19 protein-coding genes, 2 tRNA genes and 2 pseudogenes are annotated in these 24,814 nt (G+C 44.0%); 13 read left to right on the top strand and 10 right to left on the bottom strand.

Translation table 11 applies throughout. The annotated features are described in order from the left end of the window. Positions 1–21: 21 nt before the first annotated feature. Positions 22–981 carry a class I SAM-dependent methyltransferase gene (locus IT6_RS07795; RefSeq protein WP_206825919.1) on the bottom strand — a complete coding sequence of 320 codons (960 nt, stop codon included), beginning with the start codon at positions 979–981 and terminating at the stop codon, positions 22–24. A gap of 77 nt (positions 982–1,058) precedes the next feature. Here IT6_RS07795 and IT6_RS07790 point away from each other — a divergent pair, with 77 nt between their 5' ends. Continuing rightward, a complete protein-coding gene (locus tag IT6_RS07790; RefSeq protein WP_206825916.1) occupies positions 1,059–1,577 on the top strand; it encodes a DUF3455 domain-containing protein in 519 nt (172 codons plus the stop codon). Positions 1,578–1,642: 65 nt separating this feature from the next. Here the strand turns inward: IT6_RS07790 and IT6_RS07785 are convergent. Next, positions 1,643–1,715: transfer RNA gene (locus IT6_RS07785), tRNA-Phe, on the bottom strand. A gap of 63 nt (positions 1,716–1,778) precedes the next feature. After that, a complete protein-coding gene (locus IT6_RS07780) occupies positions 1,779–2,555 on the bottom strand; it encodes a polysaccharide deacetylase family protein (protein WP_134439539.1) in 777 nt (258 codons plus the stop codon). Between the two features lie 180 nt (positions 2,556–2,735). Here IT6_RS07780 and IT6_RS07775 point away from each other — a divergent pair, with 180 nt between their 5' ends. Together IT6_RS07775 and IT6_RS07770 are read left to right on the top strand one after the other, a co-directional pair. Beyond that, complete coding sequence (locus IT6_RS07775; protein ID WP_134439538.1) at positions 2,736–3,863, top strand: citrate synthase/methylcitrate synthase; 1,128 nt, start codon at positions 2,736–2,738, stop codon at positions 3,861–3,863. A gap of 85 nt (positions 3,864–3,948) precedes the next feature. After that, positions 3,949–5,904 (top strand): ATP-binding protein, encoded by a 1,956-nt coding sequence (locus IT6_RS07770; protein WP_206825915.1) that lies wholly within the window; start codon positions 3,949–3,951, stop codon positions 5,902–5,904. Positions 5,905–5,949: 45 nt separating this feature from the next. Here the strand turns inward: IT6_RS07770 and IT6_RS07765 are convergent, their stop codons facing one another. From IT6_RS07765 to IT6_RS07755, 3 genes are read right to left on the bottom strand one after another with little or no spacing between them, the layout of a single operon-like run. Then, positions 5,950–8,490, bottom strand: coding sequence for a tol-pal system YbgF family protein (locus tag IT6_RS07765; RefSeq protein ID WP_206825914.1), 2,541 nt, complete (start codon positions 8,488–8,490; stop codon positions 5,950–5,952). Then, complete coding sequence (gene uvrA, locus IT6_RS07760) at positions 8,490–11,321, bottom strand: excinuclease ABC subunit UvrA (RefSeq protein ID WP_206828595.1); 2,832 nt, start codon at positions 11,319–11,321, stop codon at positions 8,490–8,492. Before uvrA ends, IT6_RS07765 begins: the two co-directional genes overlap by 1 nt. A gap of 34 nt (positions 11,322–11,355) precedes the next feature. Next, the gene (locus IT6_RS07755; RefSeq protein ID WP_206825913.1) at positions 11,356–12,102 is read right to left on the bottom strand and encodes a TlyA family RNA methyltransferase; all 747 of its coding nucleotides are present in this window, start codon (positions 12,100–12,102) and stop codon (positions 11,356–11,358) included. Between the two features lie 217 nt (positions 12,103–12,319). On the opposite strand from IT6_RS07755, the gene IT6_RS07750 reads away from it, so the two are divergent. The 3 genes and pseudogenes from IT6_RS07750 to IT6_RS10680 all read left to right on the top strand — a co-directional run. Beyond that, positions 12,320–12,394 (top strand) — tRNA-Asn (locus tag IT6_RS07750). Positions 12,395–12,895: 501 nt separating this feature from the next. Further along, positions 12,896–13,921 (top strand): annotated as a pseudogene (locus IT6_RS10470) (DEAD/DEAH box helicase); the annotation flags it as partial. An 86-nt stretch (positions 13,922–14,007) separates the two neighbouring features. Continuing rightward, positions 14,008–14,217, top strand: a pseudogene (locus IT6_RS10680) (DEAD/DEAH box helicase); the annotation flags it as partial. Here IT6_RS10680 and IT6_RS10465 read toward each other — a convergent pair. Beyond that, positions 14,120–14,518 (bottom strand): hypothetical protein, encoded by a 399-nt coding sequence (locus IT6_RS10465; protein WP_242524155.1) that lies wholly within the window; start codon positions 14,516–14,518, stop codon positions 14,120–14,122. The pseudogene IT6_RS10680 and the gene IT6_RS10465 sit on opposite strands and share 98 nt — an antisense overlap. Before the next feature lie 135 nt (positions 14,519–14,653). Beyond that, complete coding sequence (locus IT6_RS10460) at positions 14,654–14,833, bottom strand: hypothetical protein (RefSeq protein ID WP_242524154.1); 180 nt, start codon at positions 14,831–14,833, stop codon at positions 14,654–14,656. Here IT6_RS10460 and IT6_RS07745 point away from each other — a divergent pair. From IT6_RS07745 to IT6_RS10670, 4 genes are all read left to right on the top strand, one after another. Then, complete coding sequence (locus tag IT6_RS07745; protein WP_242524153.1) at positions 14,818–16,353, top strand: hypothetical protein; 1,536 nt, start codon at positions 14,818–14,820, stop codon at positions 16,351–16,353. The two genes, IT6_RS10460 and IT6_RS07745, sit on opposite strands and share 16 nt — an antisense overlap. Before the next feature lie 79 nt (positions 16,354–16,432). Then, positions 16,433–16,675, top strand: a complete 243-nt coding sequence (locus tag IT6_RS07740) for a DUF2188 domain-containing protein (RefSeq protein ID WP_206825909.1) — start codon at positions 16,433–16,435, stop codon at positions 16,673–16,675. 4 nt (positions 16,676–16,679) lie between these two features. Next, entirely contained in the window at positions 16,680–17,159 is a 480-nt protein-coding gene (locus IT6_RS10675) for a DUF4236 domain-containing protein (RefSeq protein ID WP_206825908.1), read from the top strand. 101 nt (positions 17,160–17,260) lie between these two features. After that, entirely contained in the window at positions 17,261–17,611 is a 351-nt protein-coding gene (locus IT6_RS10670; RefSeq protein ID WP_206825907.1) for an AAA family ATPase, read from the top strand. Positions 17,612–18,629: 1,018 nt separating this feature from the next. Here IT6_RS10670 and IT6_RS07725 read toward each other — a convergent pair. Beyond that, complete coding sequence (locus tag IT6_RS07725) at positions 18,630–19,943, bottom strand: ATP-binding protein (RefSeq protein ID WP_206825906.1); 1,314 nt, start codon at positions 19,941–19,943, stop codon at positions 18,630–18,632. A gap of 532 nt (positions 19,944–20,475) precedes the next feature. Here IT6_RS07725 and IT6_RS07720 point away from each other — a divergent pair. Continuing rightward, positions 20,476–20,874: a DUF2703 domain-containing protein gene (locus IT6_RS07720; RefSeq protein WP_206825905.1), complete on the top strand. Its 399-nt coding sequence runs from the start codon at positions 20,476–20,478 to the stop codon at positions 20,872–20,874. 282 nt (positions 20,875–21,156) lie between these two features. On the opposite strand, the gene IT6_RS07715 is transcribed toward IT6_RS07720, so the two are convergent. Beyond that, entirely contained in the window at positions 21,157–21,699 is a 543-nt protein-coding gene (locus IT6_RS07715) for a SixA phosphatase family protein (protein ID WP_206825904.1), read from the bottom strand. A 173-nt stretch (positions 21,700–21,872) separates the two neighbouring features. Between IT6_RS07715 and IT6_RS07710 the strand changes: the two genes are divergently transcribed. Both IT6_RS07710 and eno read left to right on the top strand, forming a co-directional pair. After that, the gene (locus tag IT6_RS07710) at positions 21,873–23,453 is read left to right on the top strand and encodes a DHA2 family efflux MFS transporter permease subunit (protein ID WP_206825901.1); all 1,581 of its coding nucleotides are present in this window, start codon (positions 21,873–21,875) and stop codon (positions 23,451–23,453) included. Positions 23,454–23,524: 71 nt separating this feature from the next. After that, positions 23,525–24,805 carry a phosphopyruvate hydratase gene (eno, locus tag IT6_RS07705; RefSeq protein ID WP_134439529.1) on the top strand — a complete coding sequence of 427 codons (1,281 nt, stop codon included), beginning with the start codon at positions 23,525–23,527 and terminating at the stop codon, positions 24,803–24,805. The last annotated feature ends 9 nt before the right edge of the window (positions 24,806–24,814 follow it).

Below are 24,814 nucleotides of genomic sequence, written 5' to 3'. Positions count from 1 at the left end.
TGAAAATTATTCAGGAACCAATCAGCTCTTCCTTAAATAGAAAGAAGCCATATCACTATCCCCAAGGGCATCGAGCATCTTTAAAAATTTCTTTATCTTTTTTTGTCTCCTCTCTAGCTCCTTTTGAGAAACAGTCTCGATTCGCTCTGCTTCAGGGCTAAGAGAAAAAAGCCGGGAAGTCTCCCAAATGTTGTTCCCCACATCGTAGTCAAGCTTGACTATCTTCAACCCACACTTTTGCGCCGCTATAGCCATTGATTTGACCGTAAAGAGATGAAGATGTCTAGGAGCATCCCACATCGCCCAACTGTTCCCAAACTTTCTCCATCCATAGCTATCTACCAAGGGAGTATTGACAATCAGGGTACCCTTATCACTAAGATGATTGCTCAAAGCTTTTAAAACCCCAAGAGGCTCTTCGAGATGTTCTATCACGTGATTTAATATAATCAGTTCAAAAAACCCGCTAAGCTGGGTATAATCTCCTTTTTTTATAACAACGCTATCTTTTATCCTTTGTGGGTTCTGAATATATGGATCTAAGCCTAAAAGATTTTCAAATCCCCAACCATACAATCTTAAAAGAAAGTGGGCCCTTCCACATCCATAATCAAGAATTCTTGATTTTTGATTTATTCCTAGTTCTCCAAACTGCCAGAGAAACCCTGGGAATAGCTTACCAAACAAATTCCGAGTTATTTTCCCTCTTTTCCCTGAAAAAAGAATAAGGCGGGCAATCCTTTTTTTTAAAAAAAGAATTTCTTTTTTTTCAAGATTACCAAGCTCTAATATTCTAGAGTGATAGTTCAAAGAGTAATATTTTCCCAAGTTCTTAGGAATGGAAACAATTTGCAAACAACCACAATCCAAGCATTTAAAATAACAAAACCGCTCAAAGCTCCCCATGATCGTTTCTTTTGCAATGTACTGGGGATGGTCTGCTGTACAGCCACAAATCCGACAAGTTAGAATATTGGACATGTGCAACTCTCTTTTTCATTGAATCATAAAGCATTATTTCGTTAAAAAATTAAACAGATAATATCTGATCAAATAAAATGAAGATTTTTTTGTATGGACTCATTGCTTCTTTATTTTTATCTCCCCTATCCCTTTTAGCTGCTCAAAAAAATCCAGGTCTTACCATCCCTTCTCATAGTTTACTTCTATGGGTAGCTCAGGCAGAAGGAGTCCAGATCTATGTAAGCAAACCTAAAAAGGGAGAAAAAAATTCCTTTGAATGGACATTTAAGTCCCCAAAAGCTACCCTTTTAAGCAAATCCGGAAAAAAAATTGGTTCCCATTATTCCGGACCAACATGGCAAGCCAATGATGGGAGCAAAATTACCGCTTCGACCCCTCCCGAAAGCAAGTGGGAACAAAAAAACTCAATTCCCTGGCTCCTTTTGAAAGTGAAATCTCATGAAGGAGAAGGAATTTTGAGTCGGGTAAATTATGTGCTACGCATTGATACTTTGGGAGGACTCCCGCCTAAAAATCCTCCTCAAAAGGCAGATCAAACCGTGAGCATTCCCTACAAAGCAACTTATCTTTTTTTGACTCCAGCATCTAAATAATCAACCCTTTAAAAAAAGATAAAGCTTCTCTATTCTTGGACTCCATCCTGTTTATGACGTTTCTGTGGCTGGGGGCGGAATCGAACCGCCGACACACGGATTTTCAGTCCGCTGCTCTACCGACTGAGCTACCCAGCCAAAAGAAAAAAAATAGATATATGATTAAAAAGAGAACATAAACCAAAGTCAACCTCAAAGGTTTCAAGAAGGGACACTTTCGTGAACGTAGGGGTTGCCTATGAACCCAGAAATGGTGGAAAATTCATATTCCTTTTCCAAGAGAAAATCTAGAATTCGTCCTGTATTTTGAGCCGTCTCTTTATGAATATCATGCAAAAGAATGATTGAACCAGGACGGGTTTCTTTTTCTATAATTTCAAGAATTTTTCGAATTCCAGGTTTTGTCCAGTCTCTCGTATCCACATTCCAGAGAGCAACTCCCAGTTTTAATTTATAAGCAATATGCGCTTGAGATCTTTTAAATGCCCCATAAGGAGGTCTCAACCAGACAGGACGAGTTCCTGTAGCATCCACAATAAGATCCTGTGTAACACGGATCTGTTGTTCTACCAAGGCATCAGGCAATTTAGAAAGTTGGGGATGATTAAATGTATGATTGCCAATTTCATGACCTGCAGAATGGACTTCCCTAGCCAAGGAAGGGTAAGCTTTAACGTGTTCACCCAACATGAAAAAAGTAGCGGGGATTTTTCTGCTCTCTAATGCCTTTAAAACCATTTCAGTTGTTATTGGGACAGGGCCATCGTCAAAAGTAATGGCAACTCTTCGGCCAAAACCAGGCCCATTATGAACAAAAGGAACCTCTATATCCAAGGGGTTTTTTGGGTTAGTTAAGGGATGAGGAGTTCCGGTTGGATTTGTTTGAAGCTGTTGAGCAATAGTCTGTTGTAAAGATTGTCCTATAGCAAAACCGGCAAAAGAAAAAACAACTTTTTTAAAAAAATCTCTTCTATGCATTGACAGCACATTTTATTAGCATTCTTTACAATACAAATCAATTCTTTATTCCTTGAAAAGAACCTTAATTCATAAAAAATAAGCCTTTCTTCTGTATAGAGGAAAAAGCGATACTTATGTTTAATAAAAACAAGGCATCATTAATTTTAAAAACATAGCTTACAAGAAAGGAAAATATTTATGACTGAAACCATTAAAGGAGGACTTGAGGGAATTATAGCCGGTAAAACTTCTATAAGTACAGTGGGTAAAGAGGGATTAGATTTGACCTACAGAGGGTATTCTATCCATGACCTGGCAAAAAAAGCCACATTTGAAGAAGTCGTTTTTCTTTTGCTCTACAACAAACTTCCGACGAAAAGCCAACTGAATACCTTTATCGACCAACTTGCCTCTTTAAGAGAACTCCCTTCTTCCCTCCAATCCGTTCTTAAGTTGATTCCTAAAGAAACAAATCCAATGGATGTTTTAAGAACAGGTTGTTCCATGCTCGGTACCTTGGAACCTGAAGAAGGCGGTAGAACCCAAGAAGATATTGCCAAAAGACTGCTGGCTGTACTGCCTTCTATGCTTTTGTACTGGTATCAGTATCATAAAGGAAAAGGATCGATTGAAACAACATCAGAAAGCGAAAAAACAATAGCCTCTCATCTTTTGCATCTTTTGTATGGCCATCCTGCCAATGCTGACCAAATACGAGCGTTGGACGTCGCTTTAATTCTTCATGCCGAACATGAATTTAACGCTTCAACATTCACCTGCAGAGTCATCACATCTACCCTTTCTGATTTTTATTCCGCCATTACAGGGGGAATTTGTGCCCTCAGAGGGCCCTTGCATGGGGGTGCAGACGAAGCTGCCATGGAACAGATTGGCAAATTTCAATCAGTGGAAGAAGCTGAACAGGGAGTCAAAGCAATGCTTTCTAAAAAAGAAAAAATTATGGGTTTTGGCCATAGAGTATACAAGTATGGAGACCCCCGTTCAGACATTATCAAGGAATGGGCTAAAAATCTATCTGTTAAGCCTCAATATAAAGTTTTATTTTCAATCGCAGAAAAAATAGAAGAAGTCATGTTTAAAGAGAAGCATCTCTATCCCAATGTAGACTTTTATAGCGCCCTCACCTATCATTTCTTGGGCATTCCCACTCTATTATTCACTCCTCTTTTTGTTATTTCTCGAACTGCTGGATGGTGTGCTCATATTTTCGAACAGAGAGCAAATAACCGCCTGATCAGGCCCATCGCAGAGTATGTAGGGCCTTTACCTATGCCCTTTATTCCGATAGAGGAAAGAACCCTTTAAGGGATCTAGAAGAAAATCATCATCTACAGATTAATCGAGAAAAGAAAAAAACTTTTTTCTTTTTAACTGGATAAAAAAATGAAAAATGATTGGCTTTTCCAATAAGAAAGAGGAAAGTGCGCTCAACTGGAATATCTTTTTTGGATCCCATGTTGTGGATCATCGAAAAATTGCACCTTCAGTTGAAGGGTTAGGCCAAAAGCCTTTTTCCCAAATAGTCCCTCTTCTTTCATCCCAGATTAAAGGGGGAGAAAAAAAGATTTTTGTCCTCTATTCTTTTTGTTCCGGTTCCGGGAAAAGCCATCTTATAGGCCGGCTATTTCATTATTTTTCTCAAAACTTGTTTTTGGTCTCCATTCCTCCCCTTTTCGATTGCAGAGGTTTCTTCCAGCATCTGCAACAATGTCTGTTCTACGAGCTGCTCTTCCCAGAAAAGCCCGGTGCAACAGGTTGCTGGCCTGGCCAAGCTTCTCAACTTGATGCCCTAGCTTATGGTCTTCTGCTAGAGCTCGTCAGTCGCGCAGCACAAAAAAATAAAAACTTATACCGCAAAATCCGATCTGCTTTGGCTTTTTTAAAAAAAAACCCAACCTCTCTTCTCCCCGAGGAAGTTGTGCCCGAATGGGTTGAATGGATTAAAAGGGATTTCCACTTTGTACTCCCCTTCTTGGAAAAAGAGCTTGTTAGCTGGGGAACGCTAGAAGATGATCCAAGAGATTGGATTAAAATTATTTATGGATTTTCTATCCTTGGACAGGACAGACGGATTAAAGAGATATGTAAAAACTGGTTTCTGGGAGAACCATTTATCAGTCCTGAACCCTCTTTTTTCGATATACCCTATAAGCCTTTCCATGGAGATAGAGAAACGTTTGCCAAATCAAAAATAAGAGATTTTTTTGTACTCTCCTCTAGGATTCGACCTTTTCTGCTCGTTTTTGATCACTGGGAAAATGCTCTTTTAGATAAATCTTATTTTGACTCCTGGTCAAAGAATATTGGAGAGCTGTTCGGTTTTCCTGGCACATTGATTATAATCGCAGGGAGTAATAAGCTATGGGATAGTCTCAAAGCCGATCCTCTTATATCAACCTATCTACATCCTCTCTATGTCGAAGAGCCAAAGAAAGAGCATCTTATAGAACTAGGCATTGGCCGACTCAACAGGATAAAAAAGTTGAGCAAAGAAAAGAAAGCTGAAGCAATAAAGCTCATCAATAACTATGATGGTCTTTTATCCTACAGTTTTTTCTTGAAGTATGGATATGAAAGCATTTTACCTTCACTCAAAGACCCCAATTTGACAGCTCTTGGTTATTTTGAGGAAGTCATGCTAGAAGTAAAATTAGCTTTAGAACTTAATCCAGCATTGTTAACTTTTCGTTGCCCCATAACGTGGTTTTTGACTCACGCAGCTCGTTCGGTTTGCTGGATAAATGGAGTTAAAACTGAAGAGTCTTTTTTTCGTATCCGTTGGCAGGTTGGTTTAAGGCAATTCAGCTTTAGTTTTGAAATCCCTTCTTTACATTCAGAAAAAGAAAGTTCATTTAAGGAAAATCAACGTTCTTCTGAAAAGGCTATAAACCAAGAGGAATATTTCTTTTATATCCTGCCTCCTGAAAATCATCCTTCTTTTCCTCAACTCAAAAACCTTGATCGAGAATCCTTGAAGAATATTATTTATATAGATTTCGAGAAATATATCGAGATTGCTTCTCTTTATCTTCTTTTTATTACAGCCTATCCCAATCTCTTGCAGAAACCAGAAATTAAAGTAAGAACAGAAAGCTTGGCTCAATTCTTTATTACTCAACATCAATTTATTGGACAATTTTCCAAAACAACTGAACTGCCTCAAACCTATTATGAAATTGTACGCGACACGGTGAAAGATAAAAAATCGGTAGGATATTTTTCTTTATGTGAAAGCCTGCCAGTCAAGCTTTCAAGAAAAGACATACTCCGTGCTGCCGGTTTCTCCCCAGAAATTCTTGTTGTTCCTTCTCTATCTGGTGAACCCCATTTTTTATGGATTCCCTAAAGAGGATTCAAGGCCAGAGGGAATCATTGAAACACGAATCTAAAGTTAAATCCCATCGGCTATAAAATGATCTTTCTTCAACCGGTTTATCGTATCATGAAACTCTTGCTGTGTGGGCCCCCCTAATGACTCCAATTTGCGGTAAATGGAAATAGCCCCTATCCAATCTTTCTGATCTTCTTTTATGAGAGCAGCCTCGACCCCCGCTTTAATTCTCCAATAAAACTCAGGGAAATCTGTTTGTTGAACATCCCTAAGACCTTCTTTTTCAGCTTCTCCTTTAAGATGACCCCCAATCCTTCCATCCAGTATCGCTAGATAAGAAGCTAAAGCATCATCAACCCTTCCCGTTTTTTGAAGACACATCGCGCATTTAAATGCGGCTTCATCCCTTTCTTCAAGGTCAGCTGTTTCGTCTTTGGCCACAGCTGAATAAATATTGCAGGCATCCAAGAAATATTTCTTTTCTTTCGTTGCTTGAGCAAAAAGAGAGTCCGCTTTCCTTAAAAGAGCCAAAACGTGAAGCTTCCCTGTCTTTTCCTTATCTAAAACCCCGTCAAAAAGAGAAATTGCAGCCGCATATTGGCTTTGATCATAATATATTTTTCCTTGTAAAAGTCGAGCTTCAGATTTTATGGAAGAATTTTCGGGTATTTTTTCAAGAAGGAGCACAGCCCCAGAAAAATCCTTGCATTCAATGGCTGCTTTGGCAGCCCAATAATAAGCCTGGTCTCCAAGATCGCTATTCGGATACTCCTTGGGTACTTCTTCAAAAAGCCATCTAGCTCCATAAAAATCGGCTTCATTATAGGCATATTCAGCTGCCGAGAACAGGGCTTTTGGGGCTATAGCTTCGGAAGGATATCTTTTCAATAAATCCAACATTTTTTCCCTGGCCGTATGTACGCCTATCTTTCCGGAGAGATAATCTGAAAAAACAGCCAGATATAACGCTTCCGGAACAAGTTTACTATTGGGATAGGTATTGCAAAGCCTCAAAAAAACCTCCTGGGCTTCAGAATATTTCGCTCGCTTCAAAAAAAGTTTTCCCAGTTTGAAAAGCAACTCCTCCTTGCCATGATTGATAGAAGAATCAGAAAGAGATTTTTCAATTACCCCAATGGCATTATCGAATTGATCAAGTTCTTCCCACAATTCAGCCTCAACCAAATAAATTTCGGAGATAAAACGGCTGGAAGGATATTTCAACAGAAAAGCTTCCTTAGCTTTGAGAAAATCCTCTACTTTATGCATCTTTGCCTTCGAAAGAAGGACATTGTATAAGGCTTCCTCTTCAAGTTCCCCCTGTTTATTGAAAGCTTCAAGAAACCTATCCGCACTTTCAGCATACTTCGACTTGTCATATTCGATAAGACCAAGATAAAACGTAGCATATTCACTCACTTTAAGATCAGAGGAAGTCAATGCTTTTAAAAAATTTTTTTCAGCTGCATCTTTTGAACCCATGTTAAAATAAACCCTACCAAGAGCATACTCCACTTGTTTGTCCGTTCCTAACAAGGTTTCATCGGCAAGAAGCTTGTCGAGCAGAAGCAATGCATAATCATATTGTTCGTTATTGGCTTCTTCTTCAGCCTCGATAAACCTTATCCATGCTCCAATCCTTGATCCCTTTTCAATGGGAAACAGAGAAAACAGCTTCTGCCTGGCTTCATTAAGCCGATTCTGTAAAATTGCGGCTTTCAGATAATATTTTACAAAAAGAAGTTGCAAATTTTCTTTTGTACATAGGTTTAGCCCTTTTTCAAAAGAAAGCATCGCCTTGCCCGTTTCCTCCAAGGCCATGTAGGTTTTACCTAGTTCAAGAAACCCTTGAACAGTCATATCCCTGGAAAAGCTGGCATTATTCACGACAAATTCGAAAAAGGAGGCCGCTTCTTGGGGATAGCTATGTTCAAGCAATAGCCCTATCCAGTACTTGGCTTCAACGGCGTAGGCCGAATAAGCACTCCGAGCGATAACAGATTGGAAATACTCTTTAGCTTCCTTTTCTTTACCCAGGTTCAATGAAAGCTTACCTAGAACTAATAGAGCTTCAGCACTCACAGAGGAATTGTTGGAGTGGATGACTTTACTTAACAGTTCTTTAGCTTGCTGTATCTTTCCCTCTTGCCACAAGCAGAAGCCTTTTCTAAGCCAGACTTTCTCCAGAAGAAAACTATCCAGAAGATATTTTTCAGCTACTTCATATTCGCCCACAGCTTGTGGCCATTTTCCCAATGCTCGGTACGCTTCCGCTTTCCAGAAAGCCACTTTACCCAACTCTTCAAATGAAAATTGAGCTAGGGATTGTTGGGCAAACAAGGCGATCAGCTCTTCGTAACAAGCCCGAAAATAAAGGGCTTCGGCATGCATAATATAAACTGATGGAAGATAAGAAGAACGAGGATAATTTTTCTCAAATTCCTTGGATAAATCAATGGCACGACTCAATAGAGTATCGTCCATGGAATTTCGAATTTGTTCGAAAGCGGCTTCTTCAGGACTCAAGGCATAACTACTGTTGAAAAAAAAGCAGGAAAAAAAACTCAAAAAGAGAAAAACAAAGAATATTTTTCTTCTCATTATGATCTATTTTGCTTAACTAAAGGCTGGAGATACTTTCCCGTCCAGCTCGCTTTTTCCCCTGCAACCTCTTCTGGACTGCCTGCAACAACAACATATCCCCCACCGCTCCCGCCTTCTGGGCCTAAATCAATAACATAATCCGCTGATTTGATAACCTCAAGATTATGTTCGATGACAACCACTGTATTACCCCTATCCACAAGATTGTGCAAGAGCCTAAGCAAAAGATCTATATCCGCAAAATGAAGACCTGTGGTCGGTTCATCAAGGATATAAAGGGTTTTGCCCTCTGATCCTTTCAAGAGTTCCACAGCAAGTTTTATTCTTTGAGCTTCTCCCCCTGAAAGCGTAGAGAAAGGTTGGCCTAGTTTTAAATACCCAAGTCCCACGTTAGCCATAAGTTCAAGCTTTTCGAACAGCTCAGGGATATTCCTGAAAAAAGCGCATCCCTCCTCTATAGTCATATCGAGAATATCAGCTATATTTTTACCTCGATAGGTTACTTCCAGAGTCTCTCGGTTAAATCTTTTGCCCTGGCAAGCTTCACATACGACATACACAGGAGAAAGGAAAGCCATCTCCACCTCGATAACCCCTTCACCTTTACAGCGTTCACATCGACCACCCGGAACATTAAAGCTAAACCGGGTAGCTGAAAAACCCAATATTTTTGACTTGGGAAGCTTTGCAAAAAGCTCTCTGATAAGAGTTAAAACCCCGCTGTAACTTGCAGGATTTGACCGCATCGAACGCGCTATGGGGGATTGATCGATGACAACAATTTTTTTTATCAAGGAAAGCCCCTCTACCCGGTCAAAAGAGCCCGGTTCAATCTTAGGATCTTGAAGATGTTTCAAGAAGATCTTGGCTAATACATCGTTAACAAGTGTACTCTTACCTGAACCACTGACCCCAGTAACGCAACAAAAGAGGCCAACGGGAATAGAAACATCGATATTTTTTAAATTATGCTCCTTGACTCCATAAAGACGGATCCATTTTGCCCTGGGTTTTCTTCGTTTTGGTGGAACGGGAATGGAAAGTTCTCCTCTCAAGTATGCTCCTGTCAAAGACTTCTTGGATTTCAATAGTTCTTCAAAAGGCCCCGTATAGATGAGTTCCCCCCCCTTGGTTCCAGCTCCGGGTCCTAGTTCCACAATGAAATCGGCCTCTCTTATAGTGTATTCATCATGTTCGACGACAAGAATAGTATTTCCCAGTTCCTTCAGTTTTTTAATCATCTTGATCAGCTTGGCTGTATCCCGGGGATGGAGACCAATACTTGGTTCATCCAGGACATAAAGGAGGCCTGTCAATTCACCGGAAAGCAGCGAAGCAAGTCTCACTCTCTGGGACTCTCCTCCTGAAAGAGTGGAACTTTGTCGATTCAACTCTAGATATCCCACTCCAAGTTCTACAAGGTTCTCAAGACGAGTTATTAGGCCAGAGAGGATTTCTCTCGCTCCCTTATCCTCTTTGTGAAGGCTATATAAGGATTTAGCCCAGTCCAAAGAGTCGAAAGCAGTCAAAAGCATGGCTTGGGATATGTTGAAGGCTGGCCAACCCTCGATCTCAATGGTCACTGAAAGAATTTCGGGATTAAGTCTTTGCCCCTGGCACACTCTACAGGGAACCGAGAAAAGAAAGTCCTTGAGCCGAGATTTAAGCAGTGCAGAGCTGCTTTCCTTGAATATTCTACGTAGTGCCGGAATTACTCCTTCAAAAGGTTTCTTGCTCTTTTTTTTATTAGAAGTGGTTCCGTAGAGAATAGTCTTTTTAAATTCCTCCGAACAATCCTTCCAGCTTTTGTCTGGGGATTCTCCATAAATCGAGGCTTGTTCAAGCAAATCTTCAAGGAATACTTTTAAAAATACTCCCCCCATTTTCTCCCATGGAACAAAAGGATTGTCTTTCAAAGGCACCGATGGATCTGGGATAATCAAATCAGGATCAAAATCAACTTCTGTCCCTAAACCATGACAGGAAGGACAAGCTCCAAAAGGAGAATTATAAGAAAAATGTTTTGGACTAAGATCTTGAAACAGATAACCGGTTTCTGGATCGTAATGGAGATTACTCATCTGCAGTTCGGTCTCTTTCCCATCATTATCTTTGAAGACCGCACATACCACCCCCTTGCCCACCCTTAAAGCCAATTCCAAGGAATCGTAAAGCCGGCTTTTAACATCAGGTTCAATCTGAATCCTGTCAACGACTACTTCAACTTTGTGCACATTTTCTTCAGAATAGCTTCTTGCTTCTTCAATTTCTATTAGCTGGCCACCTATTCTTGCCCTTAAAAATCCTTCTTTTTGCATCTGTTCCAACAAGGGGATAAAATCTTCTTTTGCCTTTTTTATAAGGGGGGCTAAAAGCATAACCGAAGTTCCCATGGGCAACGACAGTAGCTTTTCAGCCATTTCCTCGATGGTATATTTTTTGAGTTTTTTGCCTGTTACAGGATGATGGGGTTGGCCTATGTAAGCAAAAAGAAGCTTTAAATAATCATAAATATTGGTGATTGTGGCAACCGTGGAACGCGGTGAACCTTTGGATGTTTTTTGTTCAATGGCAATACTGGGAATAATCCCATCAATAGCATCCACTTCCGGTTTTTCGAACTGTTCAAGAAATTGTCTGGAATAGACCGAAAGGCTTTCCATGTATCTTCTCTGGGCTTCAGCATGGAGTGTATCAAAGGCTAGAGAAGATTTTCCTGATCCACTTACTCCAGTGACAACTGTAAAACGGTTTTTGGGAATGCTTAAAGAAATGTTCTTTAGGTTATGTTCCTTGGCTCCCCTGACATGAATGAACGAGTTTTCCATTCCAATACCTAAGTCTTTGACTGTCCACAAAAGTTCAGGTCGTTTTTCTTTCAATAACCCACAAATATTCCTGATTGCCCTCTTGACCTAACACCGGAGAGGGAATAACCAATGAGGTTCTCATGGGAAAATTTTCCTCTAACCAAAGTTTCAGCTCCTCTATAACTCGGTTTCTTACGGTTTCGTCTTTGATCACCCCGTTCTTGGGTATATCTTTTTTACCCGCTTCAAATTGTGGCTTAATCAAAGCACATATCAAGCCTCCAGGTTGAAGCAATGGAAATAGCCGGGGAAGAATCAATCTTAGGGAAATGAAAGAGACATCGACACTGATAAAATCAAATAGAGTATCAAAATCTTCTTTTTTTAAAAACCTTGCATTTATCCCTTCCATCACTTTGACTCGCAAATCGGATCTTATTTTCCAATGCAATAGTCCTTTACCAACATCAACACAATAAACAGCCCGTGCTCCGTTTTGCAGAATGCAATCTGTAAAACCCCCTGTTGAAGAGCCTACATCCAGGCAGACCTTCCCATCAAGATCAATGGAAAGCGCTTGAAACAAGACCTCAAGCTTATAACCACCTCTGCTTACATATTTTTCCCTTTCGGAGATTTCAAAATCCTGATTGGGATCAAAGAGTTGACTCGGCTTTAAAACTAGTCCAGGCTTGCCCCTTGCCGACACTTTGCCAGCAAGAATAAGTCTCTGTGCTTCTTGCCTTGAACCTACTAAATTTTTTTTTACCAATAATAAATCTAGCCTTTCCTTTTTCACGATGGAAAAATTTTTATTTTGGAATTGCAAGTTTCCCTTTTTTTTAATTTAATTATCAACCCTTGAATTGAAAAAGAAAAAGGGTAACTGCACCGCGGTTAAAGGAAAAAATGCACAACAAGCATTTTTTATGTTAATTTTAGAAGAAAATTTTATTTTTTATGTTATCAGCTCTTTTATAAGGGGTAATACAATAAATAAAGGATAAAAAACACATTCCGGAGTAGCTCAGTGGTAGAGCGGACGGCTGTTAACCGTTTGGTCGTAGGTTCGAATCCTACCTCCGGAGCCAGATTTCAATTTACTGATTCTGGCGGTTATTGGTTACCGCGAGGTCCCGCGTACATCCCCCTTGATTCTCCGGTTCGAGATGAAGCACGTGTGGTCAAAGCACAACCCTCACGGTTGCAGGCACAATCCACGCATATCCTCTTCGAACTCTCCGATTCTCCGTTTCACAGCCCGTCTTGTTTAACAGTAAGGTTGCAGGCGGGGTATCCACCCGACGTTTCAAATTCCTCTCCGGAAGATAACCCAGCGAAGGCCGGCGCCGCAACCGGCAGACCAGCGTGATGCTAACCACCATATGGCGGAATGCCGCAAAGCGGAGACCGTTGTGGATGTCGCTAGGCCTGTCTGTGGGCAGATCCGCAAACGACCTGTATCGATCCTTACCGCGGTGTGAGCCCCGCTTCTGCTGGAGATGCCCACGCATATCATCCCCTGCGGCTCCCGCGGAGGATGAACCGATGACTATGGTGATTTCATCCAACTGATATACGAGGATCTGTAGATGCCAGAGCCGGTTACAGTACTCGAATCCCGAATCCAGCAAGCGATCGACCCAGGTTTCCGCGATCGGCTCTTGGACAAGGGATTGGCTCGCGGGCTCATCTGGCGTAACGGTGCTCTTCCTCCTGGATCCCCTAGCTTCCCCTTGACACTGACGGAAGACCTCCTCGATTTCGGACACACCGTCCTTGCGATGTCGCTCCGGCTGCGAGGTGTTTCCCCTAACAGTCCCCATCTCAAACGAGCTTTCCTATGCGCAGGCGAAGCCATCGAGAGTGCCGTTCACCAAGGGGGACCAGGACGGCCTGATTCCGGCTTTCATAGGGTGACCGCTGCCGTAGCCTTTCATCTTGCTCAATATGCGGCTCGCGCCTATTCGATTCTGCCGGATGGTACCATCGAAACAAATACATCACCCTCCGAGCTGGCTCTCGCGCGATTGATGCGGCGCTCGCTGGACGAGCTCCACGAACAGCTCTCGACATGGTTGCAGGACGAGGTACATCGTGATGCTGCGGTAGCAGAACGTCTGCAGACCGACGACGACTACGATGAGTACGATGCGATCGACGATATCCTGACGACATCGCTCATGCGTGGCCTTGCGTTTTTCGATCACGCATTGCGTACCGGAACCACGGCATCTGCAGATCGAGCCAAGCAATTACTACTGGCGGGGGCGGCGGCTGCAGCCGATCTCCATGTGATCTCTCACTGGTGGATTCTCACCCTTGCTTCCCATCTCATCGACGATCTCTGGGATCACAGCCTCCATGAACGTCTCCCGAAGCTGCCTCCTGATCATCCAGATGAACGCTGGAACGGACTGCGGAGAGATTACATTCATCGCCTCCGCAGAAACAGACGAGCTGCAATCGAACTCTGGCCATCACAGATCACGGCAGCCGAGCGCGCCATTGATCCCGCAGACGACCTGATCATCGCCCTGCCGACCAGCGCTGGGAAAACGCGAATTGCAGAGCTCTGTATCCTCAGGGCTCTGGCGTCTGGCAAACGTGTCGTGTACGTGACTTCATTGCGAGCGCTGTCCGCTCAAGTCGAACGGGACCTCTCTCCGATACCTTCGTTCCTCTGGGGTTTCCCGTATCTTCCTTGTATGGATCGGCCGGGGTCGAAGCCACTGACGCAGACACGCTACGCACGAAGGAGATCGTCGTATCGACACCCGAGAAACTGGACTTCGCTCTTCGAAACCATCCGACGATCATCGATGACGTCGGTTTGATCGTCCTCGACGAAGGGCACATGCTCGGGCCCGGGGAGCGGGAGGTGCGGTATGAGGCCCTGGTGCAACGTCTCCTCCGGCGAGACGACGCAGGTAATCGACGTATCGTGTGCATGTCGGCATTGTTCCCAGAGACGGAGAAGATGACCGACTTAGTGGCATGGATTCGACGTGATAGGCCCGGAGAACCCGTACATTCCGAATGGCGACCGACCCGACAGCGATTCGGATGGATCCAATGGGAGGGTCGCGCTGCGCGGCTTCAGGTCCGAGTCGAGGAAGAGGAGTCGTATGTCCCGCGATTCGTTGAAGCCAAACCTCCCCCGTCAGGTTTGATGAGGAGGAATACCTTTCCCCAGAACAAGAACGAATTGACACTTGCGACGGCATGGCAGTTTACTGGCCATGGTAAGGACGTCATGATCTATTGTGCTCGCAGAGACTCGGTGGAGTCTCTCGGAAAACTCATTCTCAAGTGTAGACGTCAAGGAGTGCTTTCGCGGCTTGGAGATGTCACGCCGCGTATCCGTGAGGTGATTGCCACTGGAAAAGAGTGGCTTGGGCCAAATCATCCGGCAGTACGGTGCTTGGAATACGGTGTCGCAATCCACCACGGAGGTTTGCCTCGTCAGTTCCTCTCGGAGGTCGAACGGCTGCTGCAGTCGGGAGATTGTCGTGTGACCATCGCATCACCGACCCTTGCTCAAGGACTCAACCTGTCTGCAAGCGTGCTTCTCGTTCCATCAATATGGCGTACCCAGGGAGAGAAGATCTCACCAGTGAAGTTCGCAAACGTGGCCGGCCGTGCGGGACGGGCGTTCGTGGACTTAGAAGAATTGGTGCTTCATGTCGTATGGGAGAGAAATCAAAGGAAGAGAAGGTGGGTGAACCAACAATGGGAAGAACTCGTAGCACAGGCGAGGGCTTCCGAGATCGAAAGCGGGTTGCTCCGTCTTACAGCTTTGCTTTTTGAGCGAATCGCAAGAGCTGCAGATGTCTCGATTGAGGAGGTCATCGAATACGTAACTGGCCACGGAGAAGCCTGGGATTACTCGGAACTCGTGGGAGAGCGCACCGAAGTCTCTGAGTCTGAATGGGAACGTGATGTCGCGTCGCTGGATGCGGCAATATTGGGTCTCCTTGATATCGAGACAGCCATTGACGAACTCGAGCGACAGCTTGATGTCGTGCTCGATGGCTCTCTCTTTACTCGGCAGATCGCAAGACAGGAAGCCCGCATCCAGAATCTCATCCGTCGATTCCTCGCAGCGAGGGCCAGGTTGATCTGGTCGCGCACGACAACGGCACAGCGGAGAGGCTACCAAGTTGCGGGTCTCGGTCTACAAGGTGGTCGTTTTTTGGACGAGCACATGGAAGAGCTGGTTGGAGCACTCCTTGCAGCAGAGACTATGATCAATGGCAACGACGAGACGAGTGCAGCGGACGCCATCGTACAATTCGCTGGTATGGTGTTCCAAACAGTTCCGTTTCGACCCACCAAGATGCCAGATGCTTGGCGGGATGCGCTCAAGGCCTGGATTTCCGGAAGATCGGCTGCAGAAGTCGTTGACATTGGAGGTGAGGAAGGTGTCGACTTTCTTCAGGACGCGGTGATGTACCGACTCGCCTGGGCAATGGAGGCCGTGCGCGTACACGCTACCACGATAGGACATGACGGTGCAGATAACATTCGTGGGCTCGCTGCAATGGCCGTTGAAGCAGGGAGTGCCAACCTGTCGGTGATAACGTTGCTTCGTTCGGGGCTGAACTCAAGGGACATGGCCAAGGCGGCCGTCGAGTCGACCGATGCCAACTTCGTAGATAGGATGGGGATGCTGGGTTGGCTGGAATCCGACGAAGTCCAAGCCCGAAGTGGACAGGAAGACTGGCTTACGCCTGAAGGACGCTCCACATGGCTCCGTTTCATCGAGACGATCAGACAAGGTAATCGAGTTCGATGGCGCCGATCCAGGCAGACGGTATACGTAGATTGGCTCGACCCAGCCTCACCACCTGAACCAGGATCTCACGTCATCGTGGATACCACTACCGATCCACAAGGTGGTGGATGGGTATTACAGCTGGACTTCACACCGCTTGGACGACTTCGTTCTCCTCTCGAGAGCTCCCGAGAGGACATAGTCGAGGCGTGTGTCGGACAGCTACCTGGTACGGTACGCATTGAGTACTTCGGCCCGCGCGGTGTACGATGAGGAAACGGATTGGAATCCTTGGAAGGCAGACTGTCACCGAACGTTGGTGCGCAAAGTCCACGGAATAGCCAAAAGGAGGATGGAGACGATGTCGAGGAGTAAGACTTACCATGTGACCCCTCGGACCGACGGCGGCTGGAACGTCAAAGAAGAGAATGGGTCAAGGGCGTCCAGCAGCCACGATACGAAGACCGAGGCCATAGCCCTTGCCAAGGAATTGGCGAAGAAGCAGGCGCTTGGACAGGTGATCATCCACAAGCAGGGCGGTACGATCCAGACGGAACACACATACGGCAAGGATCCTTATCCACCCGAAGGATAACAGGATGTTCCAGATGAGCTTCAGCTTCTGTAGACGAATCAGGATCGCACCAGGCGTGACCCTGGACCTGAGTAAGTCGGGCGGGTCCCTCTCGTTCGGACCGCGCGGGGCGAAGTTCACCATCGGTCCGAGGGGCAAGCGGGCCAAGGTGGGCATTCCGGGAACGGGCCTTTTCTACACGATCGCGCTTCCGAACGGGAGGTCAGGTGGCAGAAGCGCGTCCTACTCCGCTCCAACCGTCCCAACGGTCCGCCCGGAAGACCGGCTGACGCTGGTTTCTTCAAGCGGCTTATCACCCCGGACGACGAGGATGCCCTGGTGGACGGGTGCCAGGAGTTGGTTCTCGGCAACGAAGAGAAGGCCTCGAACTCTCAAGCAAAGCCCATCAGGAAGCCACTGTCCTTACAGGAGCTTAATCCGCAGTTCCTCAAGCAGAACGGCTTACAGAATCATAAGAAAGCCGCTTGAGCAATTATGGACCTGACGAAAGAACGTAAAATTATGCGTGAGGATGAACAGCTGACCAGCGAGTGATCTTAAGGGTCAAAAAAAAATGATGTCAATTTATGACCTGCGCGATTCTTCATGCTCGATTGTGGTGTCGAGCAAGATAGCAGATGTACAAAGCTCCTGTGGCTTGATCCCCTCCTTGAGAATTATGAATCCGAGTCTCACTATCTGTTCGCCTACATATATCGAAATGCTATGAGAAATCGCCAAACAGAACTACAGCAAAATTATGTGTTGCCAAATATCTCGAGACGGCTCTTGGAAGCATTCTTGTCTTTCCGTTATCCAAAGAAGGCGGGTAAGCTTTGGCAGCATTTCAATCCATCAACTTCAATGATTGCAAGAAGACACGTATACTGCGATTCCTACATACTCACTCGCATTATGGAGAAATCGGAGAGCCAGAGCACGATTTGTCTATATTAAGTGAAGCACAAGAAGTCTTGAAAGATTTGTTGGATCTCATGAAATCAGAAGATGAGAAACATTTTTCGGCAATGGAGTCTCTGGTTACAAAGAGTAACAAGAATGAGAACAAAACAACATGATCTCGGCACAAGAAAGTTCTTGAAGAACTTCTGGGTGAATTCATTACCGGAGGATTAGTTCCTGTACAAGTGATGGAGCGCTTGTCCCAAAGATCTGTGACTTGTATGGCACAGAAAGCATGAGGAGCTCTACTGTGTCATCTAGATCCAAACGCCCTGGATCCAGATTGTATACCGTGTTTGGCTATCGGGCAAGGATGCCGCCGTGTAGTCGCCCGATATGCGACTTCAACCCATGCATGAGGTATATGTAGTCATTGTGGACGGGATTGCTAATCTCTCCGTTGCAGCGTGGGGCGCCAAGCACTAACTCAGGATATCCTTCTTGTGTCCATCAAATCATCTGTCATCCTCCTGCCGCATTGGATTTGGACTCTCTCCAAAGCCATTTCCGACGACCGAGTTTTCTATCTCTTGGCAGATGAGATATTAAATATTTTCCCACCACCACCCGTGATTGGCCATTGCATCATCTTAGAGCAAGGAAATACATTTCCACGGTGCCAATGGATAAAAGCATATTTTTTAAAGCGACGTCGTCCTGCAAGAGTCGCTCGAATGTCTCCTTGTCTTTGTGGTTTTCCCAGGTCGACCGAAACATGGACCGATTCAGACCATTTAAGAATGGATTAAAACAGGTCGAGCAAGCTGTATGCCTTTATCATCTTGATCGTGCTTTTCAGGAATGCGTCAGGATTCCGTTCTGTTCAGTTCTCGACAAGCCAGAATGTGTGACGTGAAGCCGAAGCTTCCAGACCGAGAAGCGATTGAAATTCCTATAGCAAAAAAAACAAAGTCCTCTCCATGGATAACCGCACCAGACTTGACTAATCGTCCAGTTCATCAATCACCCAAGTTTCAGCATGTCACTGATCAGTATAAGAAATCTCATGCAACTATTCCGAAACGTCCGGTAGTTCAAAAAGGAACCTCCATGCTGGGATTACTTCGATTGTCCCCACGCCGATCTTTATCCGCTCATCGTCTTTCCGGGTTACGATAGTTCCGACTTTAAGACCCAGCTCATTCATTGCCTCACTCAAAGCCGCAATCTCCCGTTTCCTTGTCTGCGGTTCTGCTAGAGACTCGCACACCTGAACCAGCATATTGGGCCGGCCGCGTATTGGGACGATGAAATCGACCTCCCGGCCATTCTTGGTCTTGTAATAGTAGATTTCCTGATGAAGGCGCCTGAGAGCGGTGAAAATGAGGTTTTCGAGAAGGTGTCCAGAGTTGATCAGAATTCCGGACGACACCGAAGTGACCAGTGCGTGATCAATGCAGTAGACCTTTTTCGGATTGGTGTTGCTACGCGCCAAAGACGGGTCAAATATGCGCACGGTGAACAGGAAATAAGCGTCCTCGAACCATTTCAGATAATCCGACACCGCGGACTTCGGAGCCTTGTGGCCTAACGACTTGAGATAACCCGTAAGATTGTTGACCGAGTAAAGTGATGCGGTGTTATCCACAAGCCAGTGCGCTAGATCAGTCACTGCCTTTGGGTGTGAAATGTCGTGGCGTTCGACCAAATCACGAAAAAGGATGGCGTGAAAATATTCCTGGTGGGTTTTGATCCTTAGGTTCCGACCTAGACTAATGACCTCGGGGAATCCGCCAGTCTCCCAGTATTCATCGAAAGCTTTTTGGACGAGGAGCCTCTTTTTTGTCGTCAGCGCACCCCCGCTCTCGATTCCCTTGGAATCTAGAAATTCCCTGAACGAAAATGGAAATATCTCCCATGAGAGGGCTCTTCCGCGCATCTGAGTCGCTATCTCCTTAGATAGCATCCTGGACGACGAACCAGTAAGATATACTTCGCATTTTTCCGTGCGCAACAAACGGTCAACGAATGGCTCCCAACCGAGGACAGCCTGAATCTCGTCGAAAAAGCAGTAGACTGTCTCAGTATTTTTCTTCTCTGGGTAGATGGAGTAATAGGCCTCAGGGATCAAACCAAGGCTATCCTGCCGCAGGTTGTGCAAGCGGTCGTCGAAAAAGTTCAGATACAAGATGTTTTGCCGAGAAACTCCACTGTCCAACAGCCGCTGGATAACCTGAAACATGTATGTCGATTTGCCGCTCCGGCGTACGCCGATACAGACGGCAGCCTTGCCATGAACGGTTTCGATACGCAAACGCCGAGGCACTCCGGTCTCCAGCCGGGTTTCCTGGAAATCTAGCATAATTGTTTTGATCGTTTCTATCATATGATCTCAACTGGACATATTTTTTTCTAGCATGAGTATTATCTAGAAATAAATATAGCCAGTTTTAGCTTTAAGAGTTAAGAAATATTTCCAGATATTCACTTCCCCAGTCAGAACAACCTGTCCATTACTTTTTTACACCTCCGGTAACTCAATCCAGGAACAGGCTATCTCCGCTACATTGCTCGAGTGTCGAGTAAACAAGGGTAAGAAACCGAACAGGACCGGATAGAAATAAAAAACCACCTTCTTCTTCCCCTTTTTGAAACCTTAACTATTTATTTTCTTTTTGAAATGCTTAAGGTTGAGCAAATCGACGAGCAAAAAGGAAGGGACCATCAAATTGATCTGAATCTTGAACTCCAAATACATTAATTTATGACTCGGGGATTCTGTTTTCAATCCTTCGATCTTTACAGATCTAATAAATGGACAAGAAAGTGGATTAATACCATATTAATGTTAAAAAGATTTTTGCACCCCTTCAACCTCTATCCAGGAAAATGGCTTTTACCTTAAAGAAGAGCAACCCATGAACTGCAACGATAACACAGCTGTCTTTTGTGATTGTAAAACAACCCAAACCCAAGAGTTTTGTGGGAATGCAGATGACAATATCGCTTCAAACAAGAAATTATCTATTGAATTACTAGCTATAGATCTTAGTCGATGTAACCGTTGTATTCCCACAGCTAAAAAATTAAAAAAGGCTATAGAAATCCTAAGGCCGGTTGCTCAAATTTTAGGAATTGAACTTGAATACAAAGAAACGGTTGTTTTCTCTTTAGAAGATGCAAAAGAAAAAGCCTTATTGTCATCACCGACGATTAGAATTAACGGCCATGATACCGTTCAAAACGTTCAAGAGTCCCTTTGTGAGTCCTGCAGCAGCCTTACCCAGAATAACATTCCAATTGACTGCCGTGATTAGTATTACAAAGGCAAACTATATTCCTATCCTCCCCTACCCATGCTCGTTGAGATCATTTTGAAAGCCCTACTGAATATTGATGACCTGCAGCCTGTTAGCCAAAAGCCCCTTCAAGAACTACCTGCCAACTTGATGACCTATTTCGAGAATAGCTTAGAAAAGAAAAGTTGTGGATAGTGCAGTTTAGCACTGAGGATCCTTTATCTTATCTGATTGTGGAAAGTGCTCTGCAAGTTGAATGCTTCGTGTATATCTTGATCCAAGTATAATTAAAAAGGAAAGCTACAGGGTTTGGGTATTCTGGTTTATGGGGATTTTAGATCTTTTTGTTCTCCCATTTACTCTATTATCGAAAAGGACAGATAAGCTTTGGCTTCTAAAAAACCCCCTCAGAGACCATTCCTTGGTCTCATTGTCATAACTTAACCATAGACAACAACCTGGTTCCATCTGGAAGAAAGAAGAAATTTTTGTTCTTACAAGAAGTCTTACAGCAAGTTTTGAAAGTGTGGGTTCATGGCCAACAATAATCGAATCCTCTTTTATTTTCTTAATTTCCTTGAGAAGATCAGAAACTGAATCTCCAGGAAGAAGCCCTTTGAAAAGATGTAATTTTACTTTGTTTGAAAAAAACCTTCCAATGATTTCAGCAGTTTGCTGGCTTCTTTCTTTTGGAGAATGATAAATTTTTTTTGGATTCAACCCCATGGATTTCAAGAAGTTTCCTAGCTGAGAAGCGGTATTAATACCTTGTGCTGTCAAAGGACGATCTGGATTCTGCTCCTTTGGAAGTGCTTCCGCATTTTGTACAAGGATTAAATCCATTTATAAAAAAAATAATTTTTTTATTGTCATTTTGAAAGCTTTTTCTTTACTATGCCCTTCTTTTGAGAAATTTTAGTTGGAACATTGGTTTTTTATAGAACCTGTTCTCTTTCAAGACTCAAAGTGTTTCCTATTGTCATAAAAGCTGAATAATCTTTGAAAGCTTCTCCGCTATGGATGGTCAGCCAACAGACGAAATTCAATGGAAGCCCAAGCACAACCCTTGGATCATCGCCCTTTCGGTGATGTTAGCCACGTTCATGGAAGTGCTGGACACGACAATACTTAACGTGGCTCTTCCTTACATAGCCGGTGGACTTGCGGCCAGTAATTCCCAAGCTACATGGGTGCTTACCAGTTATCTCGTTTCCAATGCAGTCGTCTTGCCTATGACAGACTGGCTTGGAAGAACTTTTGGAAGAAAAAGGTTGCTCATTGCTTGTATCTCTACCTTTACCCTGAGTTCTGCAATCTGCGGCAGTGCACCCAATCTAGGGATCTTGATTCTATCAAGAATTTTACAAGGAGCTGGTGGGGGAGGTCTTCAACCCATATCCCAGGCAATATTGCTTGAAAGTTTTCCTCCTGAAAAAAGAGGACAAGCCATGGGCCTTTTTGCCTTGGGAGTCGTAGTTGCTCCAATATTAGGACCTGTTTTTGGAGGATGGCTAACCGATAACCTCAACTGGAGATGGTGTTTTTTTATCAATCTACCGGTGGGTATCTTGGCGATCATAGCCTCTAAAATCACCGTTGAAGACCCTCCTTATATACAAAGAAACGCGAAAAGAAAATTGGATATTATCGGCTTTTCTTTTCTCTGTTTATGGCTGGGTTGTCTCCAAGTACTTTTGGACAAAGGCCAAGAGGACAACTGGTTCGATGCGGTTTGGTTAAGGTGGATGGGTGGACTTTCTCTTCTGGGTATGGTCTGTTTTATTTACCGTGAAATTAAAACAGATAATCCTTTAGTCGATATAAAGATTTTTAAAGACAAAAACTTTTCCATTGCCGTTTTTGAGGTTTTCGTGGTTGGAGTCGTACTTTATGCCACTCTTTCTGGATTACCCCTTTTTTTACAAACCTTGATCTCTTATACAGCTTATCAGAGTGGACTAGCCATCAGTCCAAGGGGCATAGGGGCTGTGGTGGGAGCCCTCGTAGCGGGCAGGCTCCTTGGTATCGTCAGCGGGAGACTTATTGTCGCAATAGGATTTTTGTTTCTCGCCATATCTTCTCTCCAAATCGGCTTTTTTAATCTTGAAATCGCTAAAATCAATATCGTTATTCCTAATATCATCAATGGGCTGGGTGCACCCTTTGTTTTCATTCCACTGACGACGGCAGCCGTCGTCACATTAAGACAAGAACAGATTGGTGCTGCAACGGGACTCTTTAACCTTTTTCGCAACATCGGGGGCAGTATAGGCACTTCGATGGTTCAAACTTTTATCCAAAGACTAGCTCAAGCTCACCAGACAATTCTGGCAGGATATTATGTACCCAATAGTACCAATTATACGGACAGGTTTGCGGGAATCGAAGGCTATGTCAGCATGATGCATGGCTCCGTTACCGGGACTGCTCAATCCCTCAAGATTTTCTACACCAGCTTGATCAACCAGGCGAACCTTCTTGCTTACATGGAAATTTTCCAGATTATGGGCTGGATCTGTATTCTTTCTATTCCTTTGGCTTTCTTTCTTGCAAAAGACAAAAGAAAACCTCAGTCCGATTCTGTTTCCATTCACTAAGTCCTTGAATTTTAAAAACTTTAATAATATCATCTTGAAAGGATTGTATTTTCTGTTATCCAAAGGTTGAGATGACTAATACATTGATACGCAAAGTGCTTGCAAGACAGGTCCTGGATTCGAGGGGGAATCCTACTGTAGAAGCTGAGATTCATTTGGAAAACGGTACCTGTGCAACAGCCATAGTACCATCCGGAGCAAGCACGGGCAGCCACGAAGCACTTGAATTAAGAGATAACAACAAAAGCCGCTATGGAGGAAAGGAAGTTTGGAATGCGGTTGGCAATATCAAGAAAAGAATAGCTCCGGAGCTTGTTGGTAAAGATGCGGCCAACCAAGCCGAAATCGATCGGATATTAATTGAGCTTGACGGATCAAAAAACAAGTCGGTTTTAGGTGCTAATGCCATTTTAGCCGTTTCTCTTTGTGTCGCTCGAGCTGCCGCCAAGGCTATAGGAGTACCCCTTTTCAAGTATCTTGGAGGTTCCCAAGCAATTACTCTACCTATTCCTTTTGCCAATCTCATAAACGGGGGAGTTCATTCCGATGCCCCTTTGGATTTCCAGGAATTTATGATCGTTCCTAAAGGAGCTCCTTCCTTCAAAGAAGGGCTTAGATATGGTGTAGAAATTTTTCATACCCTTAAGACGATACTTCATGAAAAAAGATTGGGGACAGGAATAGGCGATGAAGGAGGGTTTGCTCCCTCCATTTCTTCAGCCACTCAAGCCTTAGATCTTCTCCTTGAAGCCACAGAAAAAGCGGGTTATTCACCAGGCAAGGATATATTTTACGCTCTCGATGCTGCAGCCACGGAACTCTACGAAGAAGGCGTAAAAATTTATGTTTTTAAAAAATCTCAAAATATCAAATTACCTCCTTCTCACCTCGTAGAACTTTACCGGGAACTTTCACAAAAATATCCTCTTATCTCTATCGAGGATGGAATGGCAGAAAACGACTGGGAAGGCTGGAAACAACTTACCCAACAGCTTGGGGGAACCCTTCAACTGGTAGGTGATGATCTTTTTGTGACTAACAAAGAATTCCTTAAAAAAGGAATTGAAGAAAAAGTAGCTAATGCCATCCTTATAAAAGTGAACCAAGTCGGAACGTTGACAGAAACTTTTCAAACAGTAGAGTTGGCTAAAAAAAATGGATACCGGATCATGGTAAGTCATCGATCCGGGGAAAGTGAAGATCCATTTATCGCTGATCTGGCTGTCGCCTTGAATGCGGGTCAGATCAAAACAGGGTCTTTTTGTCGTTCCGACAGGTTAAGCAAATATAACCAACTTCTAAGAATCGAAGAGGTATTGGCTGACAATGCGATTTATGGAACAGAGTTTTAAAATTTTATA

The sequence above is a fragment of the Methylacidiphilum caldifontis genome (assembly GCF_017310505.1).
In the GTDB taxonomy this organism is placed as follows: domain Bacteria; phylum Verrucomicrobiota; class Verrucomicrobiia; order Methylacidiphilales; family Methylacidiphilaceae; genus Methylacidiphilum; species Methylacidiphilum caldifontis.
Note: the sequence above shows the minus strand (reverse complement) of the source record. Positions and strands in the feature narration are given on the sequence as shown.

Bases quoted from the DNA above. Each gene is read 5' to 3' on its own strand.
- IT6_RS07775 (WP_134439538.1), top strand. From the start codon at position 2,736: ATGACTGAAACCATTAAAGGAGGACTTGAGGGAATTATAGCCGGTAAA.
- IT6_RS07710 (WP_206825901.1), top strand. From the start codon at position 21,873: ATGGATGGTCAGCCAACAGACGAAATTCAATGGAAGCCCAAGCACAAC.
- IT6_RS07780 (WP_134439539.1), bottom strand. From the start codon at position 2,555: ATGCATAGAAGAGATTTTTTTAAAAAAGTTGTTTTTTCTTTTGCCGGT.
- eno (WP_134439529.1), top strand. From the start codon at position 23,525: ATGACTAATACATTGATACGCAAAGTGCTTGCAAGACAGGTCCTGGAT.
- IT6_RS07720 (WP_206825905.1), top strand. From the start codon at position 20,476: ATGAACTGCAACGATAACACAGCTGTCTTTTGTGATTGTAAAACAACC.
- IT6_RS10675 (WP_206825908.1), top strand. From the start codon at position 16,680: ATGTTCCAGATGAGCTTCAGCTTCTGTAGACGAATCAGGATCGCACCA.
- uvrA (WP_206828595.1), bottom strand. From the start codon at position 11,321: ATGGAAAACTCGTTCATTCATGTCAGGGGAGCCAAGGAACATAACCTA.
- IT6_RS07795 (WP_206825919.1), bottom strand. From the start codon at position 981: ATGTCCAATATTCTAACTTGTCGGATTTGTGGCTGTACAGCAGACCAT.
- IT6_RS07740 (WP_206825909.1), top strand. From the start codon at position 16,433: ATGGAGACGATGTCGAGGAGTAAGACTTACCATGTGACCCCTCGGACC.
- IT6_RS07790 (WP_206825916.1), top strand. From the start codon at position 1,059: ATGAAGATTTTTTTGTATGGACTCATTGCTTCTTTATTTTTATCTCCC.
- IT6_RS07725 (WP_206825906.1), bottom strand. From the start codon at position 19,943: ATGATAGAAACGATCAAAACAATTATGCTAGATTTCCAGGAAACCCGG.
- IT6_RS07770 (WP_206825915.1), top strand. From the start codon at position 3,949: ATGATTGGCTTTTCCAATAAGAAAGAGGAAAGTGCGCTCAACTGGAAT.
- IT6_RS07765 (WP_206825914.1), bottom strand. From the start codon at position 8,490: ATGAGAAGAAAAATATTCTTTGTTTTTCTCTTTTTGAGTTTTTTTTCC.
- IT6_RS10670 (WP_206825907.1), top strand. From the start codon at position 17,261: ATGCTCGATTGTGGTGTCGAGCAAGATAGCAGATGTACAAAGCTCCTG.
- IT6_RS07715 (WP_206825904.1), bottom strand. From the start codon at position 21,699: ATGGATTTAATCCTTGTACAAAATGCGGAAGCACTTCCAAAGGAGCAG.